We start from the raw sequence: 13,786 nt of genomic DNA, 5'->3' as shown, positions 1-13,786 counted from the left end.
AATGCTCATGGACACCAAATTGCTCGATATCCTCGCTTGCCCGGTCACCAAAGGCCCGCTCAAGCTCAGCGCCGACAAGACCGAGCTGATCAGCAAGGGCGCCGGCCTGGCTTACCCGATTCGCGACGGCATCCCGGTGATGCTCGAAACCGAAGCCCGCACCCTGACCACCGACGAGCGTCTGGATAAATGACCACAGCCTTTACTGTTGTCATTCCATCGCGTTATGCCTCCACCCGTCTGCCGGGCAAACCGCTGCTGCTGATCGCCGGCAAGCCGATGATCCAGCACGTCTGGGAACAGGCGAGCAAAAGCAGTGCCGAGCGTGTCGTGGTCGCCACTGATGACGCGCGCATCGTTGAGGCGTGCAATTCGTTTGGCGCCGAAGTGGTGCTGACTCGCGAAGATCACAATTCCGGCACCGATCGGCTGGCGGAAGTCGCCGCAAAACTGGGCCTGGCCGCCGATGCCATCGTGGTCAACGTCCAGGGCGACGAACCGCTGATCCCGCCGAGCGTGATCGATCAGGTCGCGGCCAACCTGGCCGCCCACACCGAAGCGCGCATGGCCACCCTGGCCGAGCCGATCGAAGACGTCGAAACCCTGTTCAACCCCAACGTGGTCAAGGTCGTCAGCGACCTCAATGGCCTGGCGCTGACCTTCAGTCGCGCTACCTTGCCGTGGGCCCGGGACGCGTTTGCCAAAAGCCGCGAGCAAGTGCCGGAAGGCGTGCCGTACCGCCGCCACATTGGCATTTATGCCTACCGCGCCGGTTTCCTTCATGACTTCGTCAGCTGGGGCCCGTGCTGGCTGGAAAACACCGAATCCCTGGAGCAGCTGCGTGCTTTGTGGCACGGCGTGCGGATTCACGTCGCCGACGCACTGATCGCACCGCCCACTGGCGTCGACACCGTCGAAGACCTTGAGCGCGTTCGTCGCCTGCTGGAGGCCTGATGCGCGTTCTGTTCGTCTGCCTGGGCAACATCTGCCGTTCTCCGACGGCCGAAGGCGTGCTGCGGCATAAATTGCGCGAAGCGGGGCTGGCCGATCACATCGAGGTCGCCTCCGCCGGGACCGGCGACTGGCATGTCGGCAAGGCCCCGGACAAACGCAGTCAGGCCGCCGCGAAGCTGCGTGGATATGACCTGTCCGCCCAGCGCGCCCAGCAAGTGACCCGCGCCGATTTCGCCACTTACGACCTGATTCTGGCGATGGACAACAGCAACCTGCGCAACCTCAAGGCTCTGCAACCGGCCAAGGGCAAGGCCGAGCTGGACTTGTTCCTGCGTCGCTACGAGTCGGACGTCGATGAAGTGCCGGACCCGTATTACGACGGCGACCAGGGTTTCGAGCAAGTACTGGACTTGATCGAGCGCGCCAGCGATCGGCTGGTGATCGAATTGAAGGGACGGTTATGAGTTTGCAGGTTCAACCCCGGGTTTCGCTCAAGCCGTTCAATAGCTTTGGTGTCGACGTTCAGGCCCGGTTGTTTGCCGAGGCCCACAGCGACGCCGATGTGCGAGAAGCCCTGGCGTATGCGTCGGCCCATGACGTGCCATTGCTGGTGATCGGTGGCGGCAGCAACTTGCTGCTGACGGCTGATATCCAGGCGCTGGTGCTGCGCATGGCCACTCGCGGGATTCGGATCCTGAGCGATGACGGCAGCAAGGTCGTGATCGAAGCCGAGGCCGGCGAGCCTTGGCATCCTTTCGTGCAGCACACCCTGGCGCAGGGGTTGTCGGGGCTGGAGAACCTCAGCCTGATTCCCGGCACCGTGGGCGCGGCACCGATGCAGAACATCGGCGCCTATGGCGTCGAGATCAAGGACGTGTTCGCCGGCCTGACCGCGCTGGATCGCCAGACCGGCGAGCTGCGGGATTTCACCCTGGAAGAATGCAACTTCGCCTACCGTGACAGCCTGTTCAAACAGGAACCGGGGCGCTGGTTGATCCTGCGCGTGCGTTTCACTCTGGACCGCGCCGCACACCTGCACCTGGAATACGGCCCGGTTCGCCAGCGCCTGACCGAGCAAGGTATCGATCACCCGACCGCCACCGATGTCAGCCAGGCGATTTGCAGCATTCGCAACGAAAAGCTCCCGGACCCGGCGGTACTCGGCAATGCCGGCAGCTTCTTCAAGAACCCTCTGGTGCCGGCCGCGCTGGTCGCACAGCTGAAAAGCCAATACCCGGACCTGGTGGCCTACGCGCAACCCGATGGGCAGATGAAACTGGCGGCGGGCTGGTTGATCGAGCGGGCCGGCTGGAAAGGCTTTCGTGACGGCGATGCCGGCGTGCATAAGTTGCAGGCGCTGGTACTGGTCAACTACGGCAGTGCCACCGGCCTGCAATTGCTGAACCTGGCGCAGCACATCCAGAAAGACATTTCCGAACGTTTCAAAGTAGACCTGGAAATGGAGCCGAATCGGTATTGAAGCTACGCTTTATTGACCGATCTCAAAGCCCTGCACATCTTCAACTGTGCAGGGCTTTTTTGTTAATGCTGGGTTAACTTAGCCACCTAACGATGCAAGCATTTGCTCCACCAAAGGCCCGATGCAGACGTTTCCGTCCGTGTAAGAGAGCCTCATTAGCCTGAGCCGATCTGCGTGAAGCCAACCGCGAACCCCGCGCGGCAGATTGCTCGACCCCATAACCTCCAGAAATATGCGGGCGTGCCCATGATTACCCTGAAGCTCAATGGTCAAGACCATCAACTCGATGTCACCGAGGATATGCCGCTGCTCTGGGCAATCCGTGACGTGGCCGGTTACAACGGCACCAAATTCGGCTGCGGCATGGGCCTGTGTGGCGCCTGCACCATTCATATCGAAGGCGCTCCGGCGCGCAGTTGCATCACGCCGATCGGCTCGGTGGTCGGCCAGAACGTCACCACCATCGATAACCTGCACGCCGACCCGGTCGGGCAAGTCGTGCAACAAGCCTGGCTCGACGCGGCCGTGGCGCAATGCGGTTTCTGCCAGGGCGGGCAGATCATGTCGGCGACCGCGCTGCTCAAGACCAACCCGAATCCCAGCGACGCCCAGATCGAAGAGGCGATGGTCGGCAACATTTGCCGTTGCGGCACCTATAACCGCATCAAGACCGCCATCCACCAGGCATCCACTCACCTGAAGGAGGCCAAGGCATGAGCCAGTTACCGAATGACTTTGCGCTGAGCAACCTCAGCCGCCGCGGCTTCCTGAAAGGGGTCGGTGCGACCAGTGCGTTAGTTTTAGTGGCGAGCTGGGGCTGGCAAGACGCTTTCGCCGAAGAAAAAGAGAAAAAGTTCGGCGCCGACGGCATGCCCAATGGCTGGATCGATGATCCGAAGGTTTACATCAGCATCGCCGCTGACGGCATGGTAACGGTGGTCTGCAACCGTTCGGAAATGGGCCAGGGCGTACGCACCAGCCTGACCATGGTGGTGGCCGATGAACTGGACGCCGACTGGGCCATGATGAAAGTGCAACAGGCGCCCGGCGACGAAGTCCGCTTCGGCAATCAGGACACCGACGGTTCGCGCAGCATGCGTCACTGGTACGAGCCGATGCGTCGTTGCGGTGCGGCTGCGCGAACCATGCTTGAACAAGCGGCGGCTGAACAGTGGAAGGTGCCAGTCAGCGAGTGCCATGCGCAGTTGCATAAAGTGGTGCACCAACCGACCGGTCGCGAACTGGGCTATGGCGCCCTGGCCGCCGCTGCGGGTGCGCTGGCAGTGCCGGCCCGTGACAGCCTGCGGCTCAAGCAGCCGTCGGAGTTTCGCTACATCGGCAAGGAAGGCACGAAGGCAATCGACGGTGCCGACATCGTCAACGGCCGCGCCATTTACGGGGCCGATGTGCATTTTGACGGCATGCTCTACGCCGTGATTGCGCGTCCGGCGGTTTATGGCGGCACGGTCAAATCCGTCGACTCCAGCGCTGCGCTGAAAGTCCCGGGCGTGATCAAGGTCATTCAGATCGAAGGCCGTCCGCTGCCGTCCGAATTCCAGCCATTGGGTGGCGTGGCCGTGGTGGCCAGCAATACCTGGGCCGCGATCAAGGGTCGCGAAGCGCTGAAAATCGAGTGGGATGATGGCCCCAATGCCAGTTACGACTCGATCGCCTACCGCAAAGAACTGGAAGCCGCGTCCCTCAAACCCGGCAAAGTGGTGCGCAATACCGGCAACATCGACGACGCCATGAAAGGCGCCAACAGCACCCTCGAAGCCTCGTATTACCTGCCGCACCTGACGCAGGCGCCGATGGAGCCGATGGTCGCCATCGCCCGCTTCAAGGACGGTGTGTGCGAGGCCTGGGCACCGAGTCAGGCGCCACAAGTCACCCGCGAACGGATTGGCGAACGCCTCGGTATTGCGTTCGATAAGGTCACGTTCAATGTCACCTTGCTGGGCGGCGGTTTCGGTCGCAAGTCCAAGCCGGACTTCATCATCGAAGCGGCGATCCTCGCCAAGGAATTCCCCGGCAAAGCGGTGCGGGTGCAATGGACCCGTGAAGACGACATCCACTGTTCCTACTTCCACACCGTGTCGGCCGAGTACCTGAAGGCCAGCCTGGACAAGGACGGCCTGCCCTCCGGCTGGTTGCACCGCACCGTCGCCCCGAGCATCACCGCGCTGTTCGCCTCGGGCATGAACCACGAGGCGGCGTTCGAGTTGGGCATGGGCTTCACCAACATGGCTTACGCGATTCCCAACGTGCGCCTGGAAAACCCGGAAGCGGCGATCCATACGCGGGTCGGCTGGTATCGCTCGGTGTCGAACATTCCCCACGGTTTTGCGATCCAGAGTTTTGTCGATGAGCTGGCGCACAAGGCCAAGCAGGATCCACTGAAGTACCAGATCAAATTGCTCGGTCCGGACCGTCATATCGATCCGCGCACCTTGAGTGAAGAGTGGAACTACGGCGAATCCCCCGAGCGTTATCCGATCGACACCGGGCGGATGCGCACCGTGCTGGAAACTGCCGCCAAGGCTGCCGGTTGGGGCCGTGAGTTGCCCAAGGGCCGAGGCCTGGGCCTGGCGGTGCATTACAGCTTCGTCACCTACGTGGCGGCGGTGATTGAGGTCGAAGTCAAAGACGACGGCACGTTGATCGTGCACAAGGCCGACATCGCGGTGGATTGCGGTCCGCAGATCAACCCCGAGCGGATCCGTGCCCAGTTCGAAGGCGCCTGCGTCATGGGCCTGGGCAATGCGGTGGTGGGTGAAATCAGCTTCAAGGACGGCAAGGTGCAGCAGGACAACTTCCACATGTACGAAGTGGCGCGCATGTCGCTGGCACCGAAGGAAGTGGCGGTGCATCTGGTCACGCCACCGGGCGTTGTGCCGTTGGGCGGTGTCGGTGAGCCAGGCGTACCGCCAATTGCGCCAGCGCTGTGCAACGCGATCTTCGCCGCCACCGGCCAGCGTATCCGTAGCTTGCCGGTTCGCTATCAGCTGCAGGGTTGGCAAAAGGCGCAGGCCTGATGGACAGCGCAGATCTGAACGTCCTGCGCAGCGTGCTGGAATGGCGCCGCGCCGGTCAGCGGGTGGTGTTGTACAGCGTGGTCCAGACCTGGGGCACTGCGCCCCGGGCGCCGGGCGCGATGCTGGCGTTGCGTGAAGATGGCGTGGTGATCGGCTCGGTGTCCGGTGGGTGTGTCGAGGATGATTTGATTGCCCGGTTGCACGATGGGCGGATTCCACCTGATGGGCCGCCAGTGCAGTTGATCACCTACGGCGTCACCCGTGAGGAGGCCGCACGGTTTGGTTTACCGTGCGGCGGCACCTTGCGCCTGACCGAAGAGCGGGTCGGCGATCCAGGTTGGGTCGCCGAGCTGCTGGCACGCTGCGAGGACCATGAAATCGTCGCTCGCTCGCTGGATATTGCGACCGGTGCAGTGGTTTTGCGGGCGGCGAACAAAAGCGATGTATTGAGCTTCGATGGCAATACGTTGCGCGCCATTTACGGTCCGCGTTGGCGGCTGTTGCTGATCGGTGCGGGGCAGTTGTCCCGGTATGTCGCCGAGATGGCACGGCTGCTGGATTTCGAAGTGCTGATCTGCGATCCGCGCAGTGAATTTGTCTACGGTTGGGAAGAGCAGCACGGGCGTTTCGTCTCGGGCATGCCGGATGAAGCAGTACTGACCATCCAGACCGACGAGCGCACGGCGATTGTCGCCCTGACCCACGATCCGCGCCTGGATGACATGGCGCTGCTGACCGCCCTCGACTCCAAGGCGTTTTATGTTGGTGCGCTGGGCTCACGAGTCAACAGCCTGAAGCGTCGGGAAAACCTGGCTCAGCTAGGCTTGTCACCACAGGCCATCGAGCGGCTGCACGGCCCGATCGGTTTGCACATCGGCAGCCACAGTCCGGCGGAAATCGCCTTGTCGCTGCTGGCCGAGATTGTGGCGATCAAGAATGGCGTCGAACTCAAGCAGAAGAAGCCGTTGCGGGAGGTGGTATGAGCGAGTCCATAGGCGTCATCGTGCTGGCGGCGGGGCAGGGCAGCCGTTTCAGGCAGGTGACGGGGGACGATAAGGACAAGTTGCTGGCGGACTGTACCGGTCGCGATGGCGCTGTTCGTTCGGTGATCGAACAGGTGCTGGTGAATGTGCCGCCCAGTCTTGGGAAGCGCGTGCTGGTGACTACTGGAGATCGCCCGCAAGTGATGCGCATGGCTCAGGCGTATGGTTTTGAGATTGTGGAGATCGAGTCGACCGGGATGGGCGACAGCATTGCGGCCGGGGTGGCGGCGTGTCCAGAGCTTAGTGGCTGGTTGATTGTGCTGGGGGATATGCCGTTTATCTTGCCGTCGAGTGTTGATCGGGTGGTGGCGGGGATTGCCGAGGATTGCGTCAGTGTGCCGGTGCATGCGGGAGAGTACGGGCATCCCGTCGGATTCGGTCGCAGTTTTGGGCTGGGGTTGATGGCGTTATCGGGTGATCATGGGGCCAAGCCGCTGTTTGCGCAGGGCCGGGTGGTTGAAGTGGCGGTGGATGATGCCGGGGTGTTGTGGGATGTGGATGTGCCAGAAAAATTGATCTTCCAGTAGCCTTTGCACGAATCCCCTGTGGGAGCGGGCTTGCTCGCGAATGCGTTGTGTCAGCTTGCATCAATGTTGAATGTTAAACCGCTTTCGCGAGCAAGCCCGCTCCCACATTGATCGCGGTGAAACTAACGGACATAAAAAAAGCCCCGCCTGGATCACCAGGCGGGGCTTTTTAGTAGCCGACGGAATCAGACGAGTGGTTTAGGCTCGTGTTCTTTTTCCAGGGCTTGTTCGTGTTGCTCTACCGCTTCCTGTACGGAGCGTGGTGCTTCTTCGATGACCGACTCGGCAGCAGGTGCCGCTTCGATCACTTCAGCCACAACCGGTGCAGGCTCGGCAGCGACAGGCGCTTCAACCGGAGCAGCAGCGGCAGCCAGTTCGGCTTCCTTCTGCAGGCGCTCGGCTTCACGCTTGCGACGACGCACTTCACGCGGGTCGTTCGGCGCACGGCCATTTTCGGTCAGGGCGCTGACAGGCGCCGCTTCAACGACCGGTGCAGCCACTTCGGCAACAACCGGCGCCGGTGCTTCAACAACAGGAGCAGGCTCGGCAGCCACAACCACTGGCTCGGAGACCACGGCTTGCGCCACCTGGGCTTCAACAACCGGTGCAGGCGCTTCTACAGCCACCGACTCGGCAACCCAGTTGAACGCGGTTTGTTCTTCACGAACTTCGCGGACAGCTTCGGTCACGGTTTCGCTGGAAGTTTCGACCGCTGGCTCGGAGACTGGAGCGGATTCAACCACCGGCTCAGCTTCACGAACCGGCGCCACTTCGATTTCCGGAGCGGCAGCGGCTTCGACCGGAGTCGTCGCTTCGACCACTGGCGCTTCAACCGGAGCTGACTCCAGAGTGGCGGCAGTTGCGCGTTCGGCTTGCTCGTTGGCTTGTGCTTCAGCAGGCGCGCTGATCACGGTGCTGGCAACAGCTGCGGTAACAGCCAGGCCTGCGGCCAGATCGGACGTGCTTGGCGCTTCGTTGCTGTCGCCCGCTTCGCTGCCTTCGGCGGATTCGGATTCTTCCGAACCTTCAATCACATTGCCGTTGGCATCGCGTTGACGCTCGCGACGGTTGCTGCGACGACGCTGGCCACGGGAGCGGCGGCGTGGACGATCGCCTTCGGCGCCTTCCTGACCGTCTTCCTGCAGTTGCTCTTCGTTGGTCACCAGTTCTTCTTCGGCAACGGCAGCAGCGGCTTGCTCGGCACGTGGCTGACGTTCTTCACGCGGTGGGCGCGGAGCGCGTTCTTCACGTGGCTGGCGAGCCGGACGCTCTTCAGCGGTCGCCGCAGCGGCCGGAGCGGTAGCGTCCAGAGGTTCGCGCAGTTCACGCACTCGTTCTTCACGCTCGCCACGTGGCTTGCGGTCTTCGCGAGGCGCGCGCGGTGCACGTTCTTCGCGAGGGGCGCGTGGTGCGCGCTCTTCACGTGGAGCACGTTCTTCGCGGGCTACTGCTGGAGTTTCTTCGCGGGCTTCGCGTGGTTGACGCTCTTCGCGTGGCTCACGGGGGGCGCGCTCTTCACGCGGTGCACGTTCCTCACGAGGCTTGCGCTCTTCGTCGCGGCGACCGTTACGGTTGCGGCTCTGCTGACGACCGTTGCGACGCTCTTCGTTGCGGGCCGGACGCTCGGTGGTCGCTGGTTTTTCAACCACAACCGGGGCAGCAGGTTCTTCTTTGGTTGCGAACAGGCTGACCAGCGATTTCACCAGGCCTTTGAACAGGCTTGGCTCGGGCGCAACGGATGGCGCGGCAACCGGAGCGGCGACGACTTCGGTCGGAACCGGAGCGTTGGCGCGGGCCGGCGCGGTCTTGACCGCGGCTTCCTGGCGAACCAGGGTGCGGGTCGCAGCGGCTGGCTGGACTTCTTCGACTTCGGCAGCGGCAGCAGCGATTTCGTAGCTGGACTGGCCGACAGCGGCTTCCGGGCTGTCATCGCGCAGACGCTGAACTTCGAAGTGCGGCGTTTCGAGGTGATCGTTCGGCAGAATGACGATGCGGGCACGGGTGCGCAGTTCGATCTTGGTGATCGAGTTGCGTTTTTCGTTGAGCAGGAACGCAGCGACCGGAATCGGCACTTGTGCACGAACTTCGGCGGTACGGTCTTTCAGGGCTTCTTCTTCGATCAGGCGCAGGATCGCCAGCGACAGCGATTCAACGTCACGGATGATGCCGGTGCCGTTGCAACGCGGGCAAACGATGCCGCTGCTTTCGCCCAGGGATGGACGCAGGCGCTGACGGGACATTTCCAGCAGGCCGAAGCGCGAGATGCGACCGACTTGCACGCGAGCGCGGTCGGCTTCCAGGCATTCGCGGACTTTCTCTTCCACGGCGCGCTGGTTCTTGGCAGGGGTCATGTCGATGAAGTCGATGACGATCAGGCCGCCGATGTCGCGCAAGCGCAACTGACGGGCGATTTCTTCGGCGGCTTCAAGGTTGGTCTGCAGGGCGGTTTCTTCGATGTCGCTGCCTTTGGTGGCGCGCGCCGAGTTGATGTCGATAGACACCAGGGCTTCGGTCGGATCGATAACGATGGAACCGCCGGAAGGCAGCTCGACGACGCGCTGGAAAGCGGTCTCGATCTGGCTTTCGATCTGGAAACGGTTGAACAGCGGAACGCTGTCTTCGTACAGCTTGATCTTGCTGGCGTACTGCGGCATTACCTGGCGAATGAAGGTCAGGGCTTCGTCCTGGGCTTCAACGCTGTCGATCAACACTTCGCCGATGTCCTGGCGCAGGTAATCGCGGATGGCGCGGATGATCACGTTGCTTTCCTGGTAGATCAGGAATGGCGCGGAGCGATCCAGCGAGGCTTCTTTGATGGCGGTCCAGAGTTGCAGCAGGTAATCGAGGTCCCACTGCATTTCTTCGCTGCTGCGGCCCAGGCCGGCAGTGCGAACGATCAGACCCATGTCAGCCGGGGCAACCAGGCCGTTCAGGGCTTCACGCAGTTCGTTGCGCTCTTCACCTTCGATGCGACGGGAGATGCCGCCGGCACGCGGGTTGTTCGGCATCAGCACCAGGTAACGACCGGCCAGGCTGATGAAGGTGGTCAGGGCTGCGCCCTTGTTGCCACGTTCTTCTTTTTCGACCTGAACGATGACTTCCTGGCCTTCGCTCAGGACGTCCTTGATGTTGACGCGGCCTTCGGGGGCTTTCTTGAAGTATTCGCGGGAGATTTCTTTGAGGGGCAGGAAGCCGTGGCGCTCAGAGCCGAAATCGACAAAGGCAGCCTCAAGGCTTGGTTCGATGCGAGTAATCCGGCCTTTATAGATGTTGGCCTTTTTCTGCTCGCGTGCACCGGATTCGATGTCCAGGTCGTAGAGGCGTTGGCCATCTACCAGTGCAACACGCAACTCTTCGGGTTGAGTTGCGTTAATCAGCATTCTTTTCATGTAGTACCGTCGGTTTCCGGGCTGCCGGAAACGGCGTTCGGCACACACGACTTCTCATGGTCGGTGTCAGGTGCGTCGGGAGTGGTTGGCCATTCCCGTGTCCAGCGATGTCCGGCCAATTGGGCCGTTATCGCGACGTACGCGTCCTGCTTGCTGTGGCTACTTAAGCACTCAGTCAGGAGGAGGAATCAACCAGCGGCTGTGGACGAGATGAAGCGTCTTGATAAAGCCTATTGCTACACAGTCCAGCGGTTGTGCATCTCCACCCTACACGTATCCCTGATAATTCGGGTGCTGCCGCGCGCAGAATCCGCAGCGGGTTGGCATTTACCGTGAGCTCCGAAGGGGGAGGTCACGCATCATGGCTAATTTAGGCGTTGTTTCCGAAGCGTTCGCTCGGGGTCGTCCATAGCTGACTGCACTTTGTGAACTGGCCGTGAATATTGGCTCGCAAGGCGAGTGAAAACTCTGCTTCGCGGCTTGATTCAGGCCTCATGTCACCTGCGCTCGTTACAGCTGCAAACTCCACCGTTACGTAGCGAAAGCCCCGTAGGACGGCCTCTCGTCCTGGTGAATTGCGTTGGTCAGGGCCGGTTTTTGACCGTTAGTCCGCTGTCCAGGCCGCTTTTGGCGGCGTTCGCGACTATAGCAGCAATGATTAAGTGCTTCAATTCCATAAAAAATTGTTATCATCCGCGGCATGACGACTACTGCCCCTTCGACCCCAGCCGTACAACTGCTGGAGGTCTCGCCGGAATATGCCGGCCAACGTATTGATAACTTCCTTCTCGCTCGGCTCAAAGGCGTGCCCAAGACCTTGATTTACCGCATTTTGCGCAAGGGCGAAGTGCGGGTGAACAAAGGTCGGATCAAGCCCGAATACAAGCTGCAGGCGGGCGATATCGTGCGCGTGCCGCCGGTTCGCGTGCCCGAGCGCGACGAACCTGTGCCGCTGGCTCAGGGCCTGCTGCAGCGCCTCGAAGCCTCGATTGTCTTCGAGGACAAGGCGTTGATCGTGATCAACAAGCCTTGCGGCATCGCGGTTCACGGCGGCAGCGGCTTGACTTACGGGGTGATCGAAGCCTTTCGTCAGTTGCGTCCTGATTGCAAGGAGCTCGAACTGGTTCACCGTCTCGACCGTGACACCTCCGGCCTGCTGATGATCGCCAAGAAGCGCAGCATGCTGCGTCACTTGCACACGGCATTGCGCGGTGATGGCGTCGACAAGCGCTACATGGCGCTTGTTCGCGGTAATTGGGCGGCCTCGATCAAGCAAGTCCGGGCGTCGCTCGGCAAGAGCAATCTGCGCTCCGGCGAGCGCATGGTCGAGGTCGACGAGGAGGAGGGCAAGGAGTCCGTGACCGTGTTCAAGGTCCTGCGTCGTTTTGGCGACTTTGCCACCATGGTCGAAGCCAGGCCGATTACCGGCCGCACCCACCAGATCCGTGTCCACACCTTGCACGCCGGGCATTGCATCGCTGGCGACACCAAGTATGGCGATGAAGCCTTCAGCAAGGAAATCCGCGACCTGGGCGGCAAGCGCCTGTTCCTGCACGCCTACCTGCTGACTGTGCCGCTGCCGGATGGTGGTGAGCTGAAGCTGCAGGCGCCAGTGGACGAAATGTGGGCCAAGACCGTGGAGCGCCTGAGTGCACCCCTCTGATTACAAGCTGCTGATTTTCGATTGGGACGGCACGCTCGCTGATTCCATTGGTCGGATTGTCGAGGCGATGCATGTCGCCTCCGAGCGATCCGGGTTTCAGTTGCGTGACGATTTTGCGGTCAAAGGCATTATCGGTCTGGGTTTGCCTGAGGCTATTCGCACGTTATACCCGGACATTGGTGATGCCGAGTTGGTGGCGTTCCGTCAGCATTACGCAGATCACTACATCGCTGCGGAAGCCGTGCCTTCGCCGTTGTTCGAGGGTGTGCTCGAGTCGATGGAGGCGTTTCGCGCCGAGGGTTATCATCTGGCTGTGGCCACAGGCAAGGCCCGTCGCGGGCTGGATCGGGTGTTGAAAGCCCACGGCTGGGAAGATTATTTCGATATCACCCGCGCCGCCGACGAAACCGCCAGCAAGCCCCATCCGCTGATGCTTGAGCAGATTCTTGCCCATTGCGAGGTTCGTCCGGAGCAGGCGCTGATGGTTGGCGACTCGTCCTTCGACCTGCAGATGGCGCGTAACGCTGGCATGGACTCGGTGGCGGTCAGTTACGGCGCGCAGTCGATCGACGCGCTGAAGCTGTTTGAGCCGCGACTGTCCATCGATCGTTTTTCAGAATTGCATGCCTGGCTGGGTCAGCGGGCTTAACAGGTTTTTGCTGGGGTAGATGTCATGACCGACGAATGGAAAGCGCCCGCCAAGTCGAGCGCAGAGAGCGGTGACGAAAAAAGCTGGAAGCTGCTGGAAAAGACTCTGCTGGCCAGTGTCCAGGAGCAGCGCCGGTCTCGTCGCTGGGGGATTTTCTTCAAGCTGCTGACCTTTGTTTACCTGTTTGGCGCGTTGATTCTGTTCACGCCGCTGATGGACATGGAAAAAAGCGCTACCCGCGGTTCCCACTACACGGCGTTGATCGACGTGACCGGCATGATCGCCGACAAGGAGCCGGCCAGCGCCGACAACATCGTCGGCAGCCTGCGTGCCGCCTTCGAGGACGAGAAGGTCAAGGGCGTGATCCTGCGCATCAACAGCCCGGGCGGCAGTCCGGTGCAGTCGGGTTACGTGTACGACGAGATCGTCCGTCTGCGCGGCTTGCATCCGGATACCAAGGTGTACGCGGTTATTTCCGACCTGGGCGCTTCCGGTGCTTACTATATCGCCAGCGCGGCGGATCAGATTTACGCCGACAAGGCGAGCCTGGTCGGCTCTATTGGTGTGACGGCGGCCGGTTATGGCTTTGTCGGCACCATGGAGAAGCTCGGTGTCGAGCGTCGGACCTATACGTCGGGCGAGCACAAGTCGTTCCTCGACCCGTTCCAGCCGCAGAAACCTGAGGAGACTCAGTTCTGGCAAGGTGTTCTGGATACCACGCACCAGCAGTTCATCAACAGCGTGAAAAAGGGCCGTGGCGACCGTCTGAAGGACAAGGAGCATCCAGAGCTGTTCTCCGGATTGGTCTGGAACGGTGAGCAGGCTTTGCCGCTGGGTCTGATCGATGGCCTGGGGAATGCCAGTTCGGTGGCGCGTGATGTGATTGGCGAAAAAGAGCTGGTGGACTTCACCGTTCAGGAATCGCCGTTCGATCGCTTCTCGAAAAAGCTCGGTGCCAGCGTGGCTGAGCAGTTGGCGATGTGGATGGGCTTTCACGGTCCATCGATGCGCTGATTCTCTGGCTGCATAAAAAACCGGCCCGATTG

General features: G+C 61.4%; 12 protein-coding genes. 11 read left to right on the top strand and 1 reads right to left on the bottom strand.

Translation table 11 applies throughout. The annotated features are described in order from the left end of the window. The first annotated feature begins 7 nt into the window (after positions 1-7). From ACA053_RS21000 to ACA053_RS20965, 8 genes are all read left to right on the top strand, one after another. Positions 8-193 (top strand): Trm112 family protein, encoded by a 186-nt coding sequence (locus ACA053_RS21000; RefSeq protein WP_010461887.1) that lies wholly within the window; start codon positions 8-10, stop codon positions 191-193. Next, positions 190-954 (top strand): 3-deoxy-manno-octulosonate cytidylyltransferase, encoded by a 765-nt coding sequence (gene kdsB / locus ACA053_RS20995; protein ID WP_497312980.1) that lies wholly within the window; start codon positions 190-192, stop codon positions 952-954. The genes ACA053_RS21000 and kdsB overlap by 4 nt, the downstream gene beginning before the upstream one ends. Continuing rightward, entirely contained in the window at positions 954-1,418 is a 465-nt protein-coding gene (locus ACA053_RS20990) for a low molecular weight protein-tyrosine-phosphatase (protein WP_109633869.1), read from the top strand. The genes kdsB and ACA053_RS20990 overlap by 1 nt, the downstream gene beginning before the upstream one ends. Beyond that, positions 1,415-2,434 carry a UDP-N-acetylmuramate dehydrogenase gene (gene murB / locus ACA053_RS20985; protein ID WP_497393592.1) on the top strand — a complete coding sequence of 340 codons (1,020 nt, stop codon included), beginning with the start codon at positions 1,415-1,417 and terminating at the stop codon, positions 2,432-2,434. The genes ACA053_RS20990 and murB overlap by 4 nt, the downstream gene beginning before the upstream one ends. A gap of 246 nt (positions 2,435-2,680) precedes the next feature. Next, a complete protein-coding gene (locus tag ACA053_RS20980; RefSeq protein WP_109633866.1) occupies positions 2,681-3,151 on the top strand; it encodes a (2Fe-2S)-binding protein in 471 nt (156 codons plus the stop codon). Further along, complete coding sequence (locus ACA053_RS20975) at positions 3,148-5,469, top strand: xanthine dehydrogenase family protein molybdopterin-binding subunit (RefSeq protein ID WP_497393590.1); 2,322 nt, start codon at positions 3,148-3,150, stop codon at positions 5,467-5,469. The genes ACA053_RS20980 and ACA053_RS20975 overlap by 4 nt, the downstream gene beginning before the upstream one ends. Next, complete coding sequence (locus ACA053_RS20970) at positions 5,469-6,452, top strand: XdhC family protein (protein WP_497393589.1); 984 nt, start codon at positions 5,469-5,471, stop codon at positions 6,450-6,452. The genes ACA053_RS20975 and ACA053_RS20970 overlap by 1 nt, the downstream gene beginning before the upstream one ends. Then, entirely contained in the window at positions 6,449-7,039 is a 591-nt protein-coding gene (locus ACA053_RS20965; RefSeq protein WP_497393588.1) for a nucleotidyltransferase family protein, read from the top strand. Before ACA053_RS20970 ends, ACA053_RS20965 begins: the two co-directional genes overlap by 4 nt. Positions 7,040-7,224: 185 nt before the next feature. Here the strand turns inward: ACA053_RS20965 and rne are convergent, their stop codons facing one another. Continuing rightward, positions 7,225-10,428 carry a ribonuclease E gene (gene rne, locus ACA053_RS20960; protein ID WP_497393587.1) on the bottom strand — a complete coding sequence of 1,068 codons (3,204 nt, stop codon included), beginning with the start codon at positions 10,426-10,428 and terminating at the stop codon, positions 7,225-7,227. 700 nt (positions 10,429-11,128) lie between these two features. Here rne and rluC point away from each other — a divergent pair. The 3 genes from rluC to ACA053_RS20945 are packed head-to-tail and all read left to right on the top strand — an operon-like array spanning position 11,129 to position 13,754. Then, positions 11,129-12,091, top strand: a complete 963-nt coding sequence (rluC, locus tag ACA053_RS20955; protein WP_109633857.1) for a 23S rRNA pseudouridine(955/2504/2580) synthase RluC — start codon at positions 11,129-11,131, stop codon at positions 12,089-12,091. Then, positions 12,078-12,740, top strand: coding sequence for an HAD-IA family hydrolase (locus ACA053_RS20950; RefSeq protein WP_109633855.1), 663 nt, complete (start codon positions 12,078-12,080; stop codon positions 12,738-12,740). The genes rluC and ACA053_RS20950 overlap by 14 nt, the downstream gene beginning before the upstream one ends. A gap of 24 nt (positions 12,741-12,764) precedes the next feature. Beyond that, the gene (locus tag ACA053_RS20945; RefSeq protein WP_109633854.1) at positions 12,765-13,754 is read left to right on the top strand and encodes a S49 family peptidase; all 990 of its coding nucleotides are present in this window, start codon (positions 12,765-12,767) and stop codon (positions 13,752-13,754) included. The last annotated feature ends 32 nt before the right edge of the window (positions 13,755-13,786 follow it).

Source organism: Pseudomonas sp. LBUM1672 (assembly GCF_059695655.1).
Note: the sequence above shows the minus strand (reverse complement) of the source record. Positions and strands in the feature narration are given on the sequence as shown.

What these genes read in the sequence shown, in the direction of transcription:
- ACA053_RS21000 (WP_010461887.1), top strand. Translation starts at nt 8, where the DNA reads ATGGACACCAAATTGCTCGATATCCTCGCTTGCCCGGTCACCAAAGGC.
- kdsB (WP_497312980.1), top strand. Translation starts at nt 190, where the DNA reads ATGACCACAGCCTTTACTGTTGTCATTCCATCGCGTTATGCCTCCACC.
- ACA053_RS20990 (WP_109633869.1), top strand. Translation starts at nt 954, where the DNA reads ATGCGCGTTCTGTTCGTCTGCCTGGGCAACATCTGCCGTTCTCCGACG.
- murB (WP_497393592.1), top strand. Translation starts at nt 1,415, where the DNA reads ATGAGTTTGCAGGTTCAACCCCGGGTTTCGCTCAAGCCGTTCAATAGC.
- ACA053_RS20980 (WP_109633866.1), top strand. Translation starts at nt 2,681, where the DNA reads ATGATTACCCTGAAGCTCAATGGTCAAGACCATCAACTCGATGTCACC.
- ACA053_RS20975 (WP_497393590.1), top strand. Translation starts at nt 3,148, where the DNA reads ATGAGCCAGTTACCGAATGACTTTGCGCTGAGCAACCTCAGCCGCCGC.
- ACA053_RS20970 (WP_497393589.1), top strand. Translation starts at nt 5,469, where the DNA reads ATGGACAGCGCAGATCTGAACGTCCTGCGCAGCGTGCTGGAATGGCGC.
- ACA053_RS20965 (WP_497393588.1), top strand. Translation starts at nt 6,449, where the DNA reads ATGAGCGAGTCCATAGGCGTCATCGTGCTGGCGGCGGGGCAGGGCAGC.
- rne (WP_497393587.1), bottom strand. Translation starts at nt 10,428, where the DNA reads ATGAAAAGAATGCTGATTAACGCAACTCAACCCGAAGAGTTGCGTGTT.
- rluC (WP_109633857.1), top strand. Translation starts at nt 11,129, where the DNA reads ATGACGACTACTGCCCCTTCGACCCCAGCCGTACAACTGCTGGAGGTC.
- ACA053_RS20945 (WP_109633854.1), top strand. Translation starts at nt 12,765, where the DNA reads ATGACCGACGAATGGAAAGCGCCCGCCAAGTCGAGCGCAGAGAGCGGT.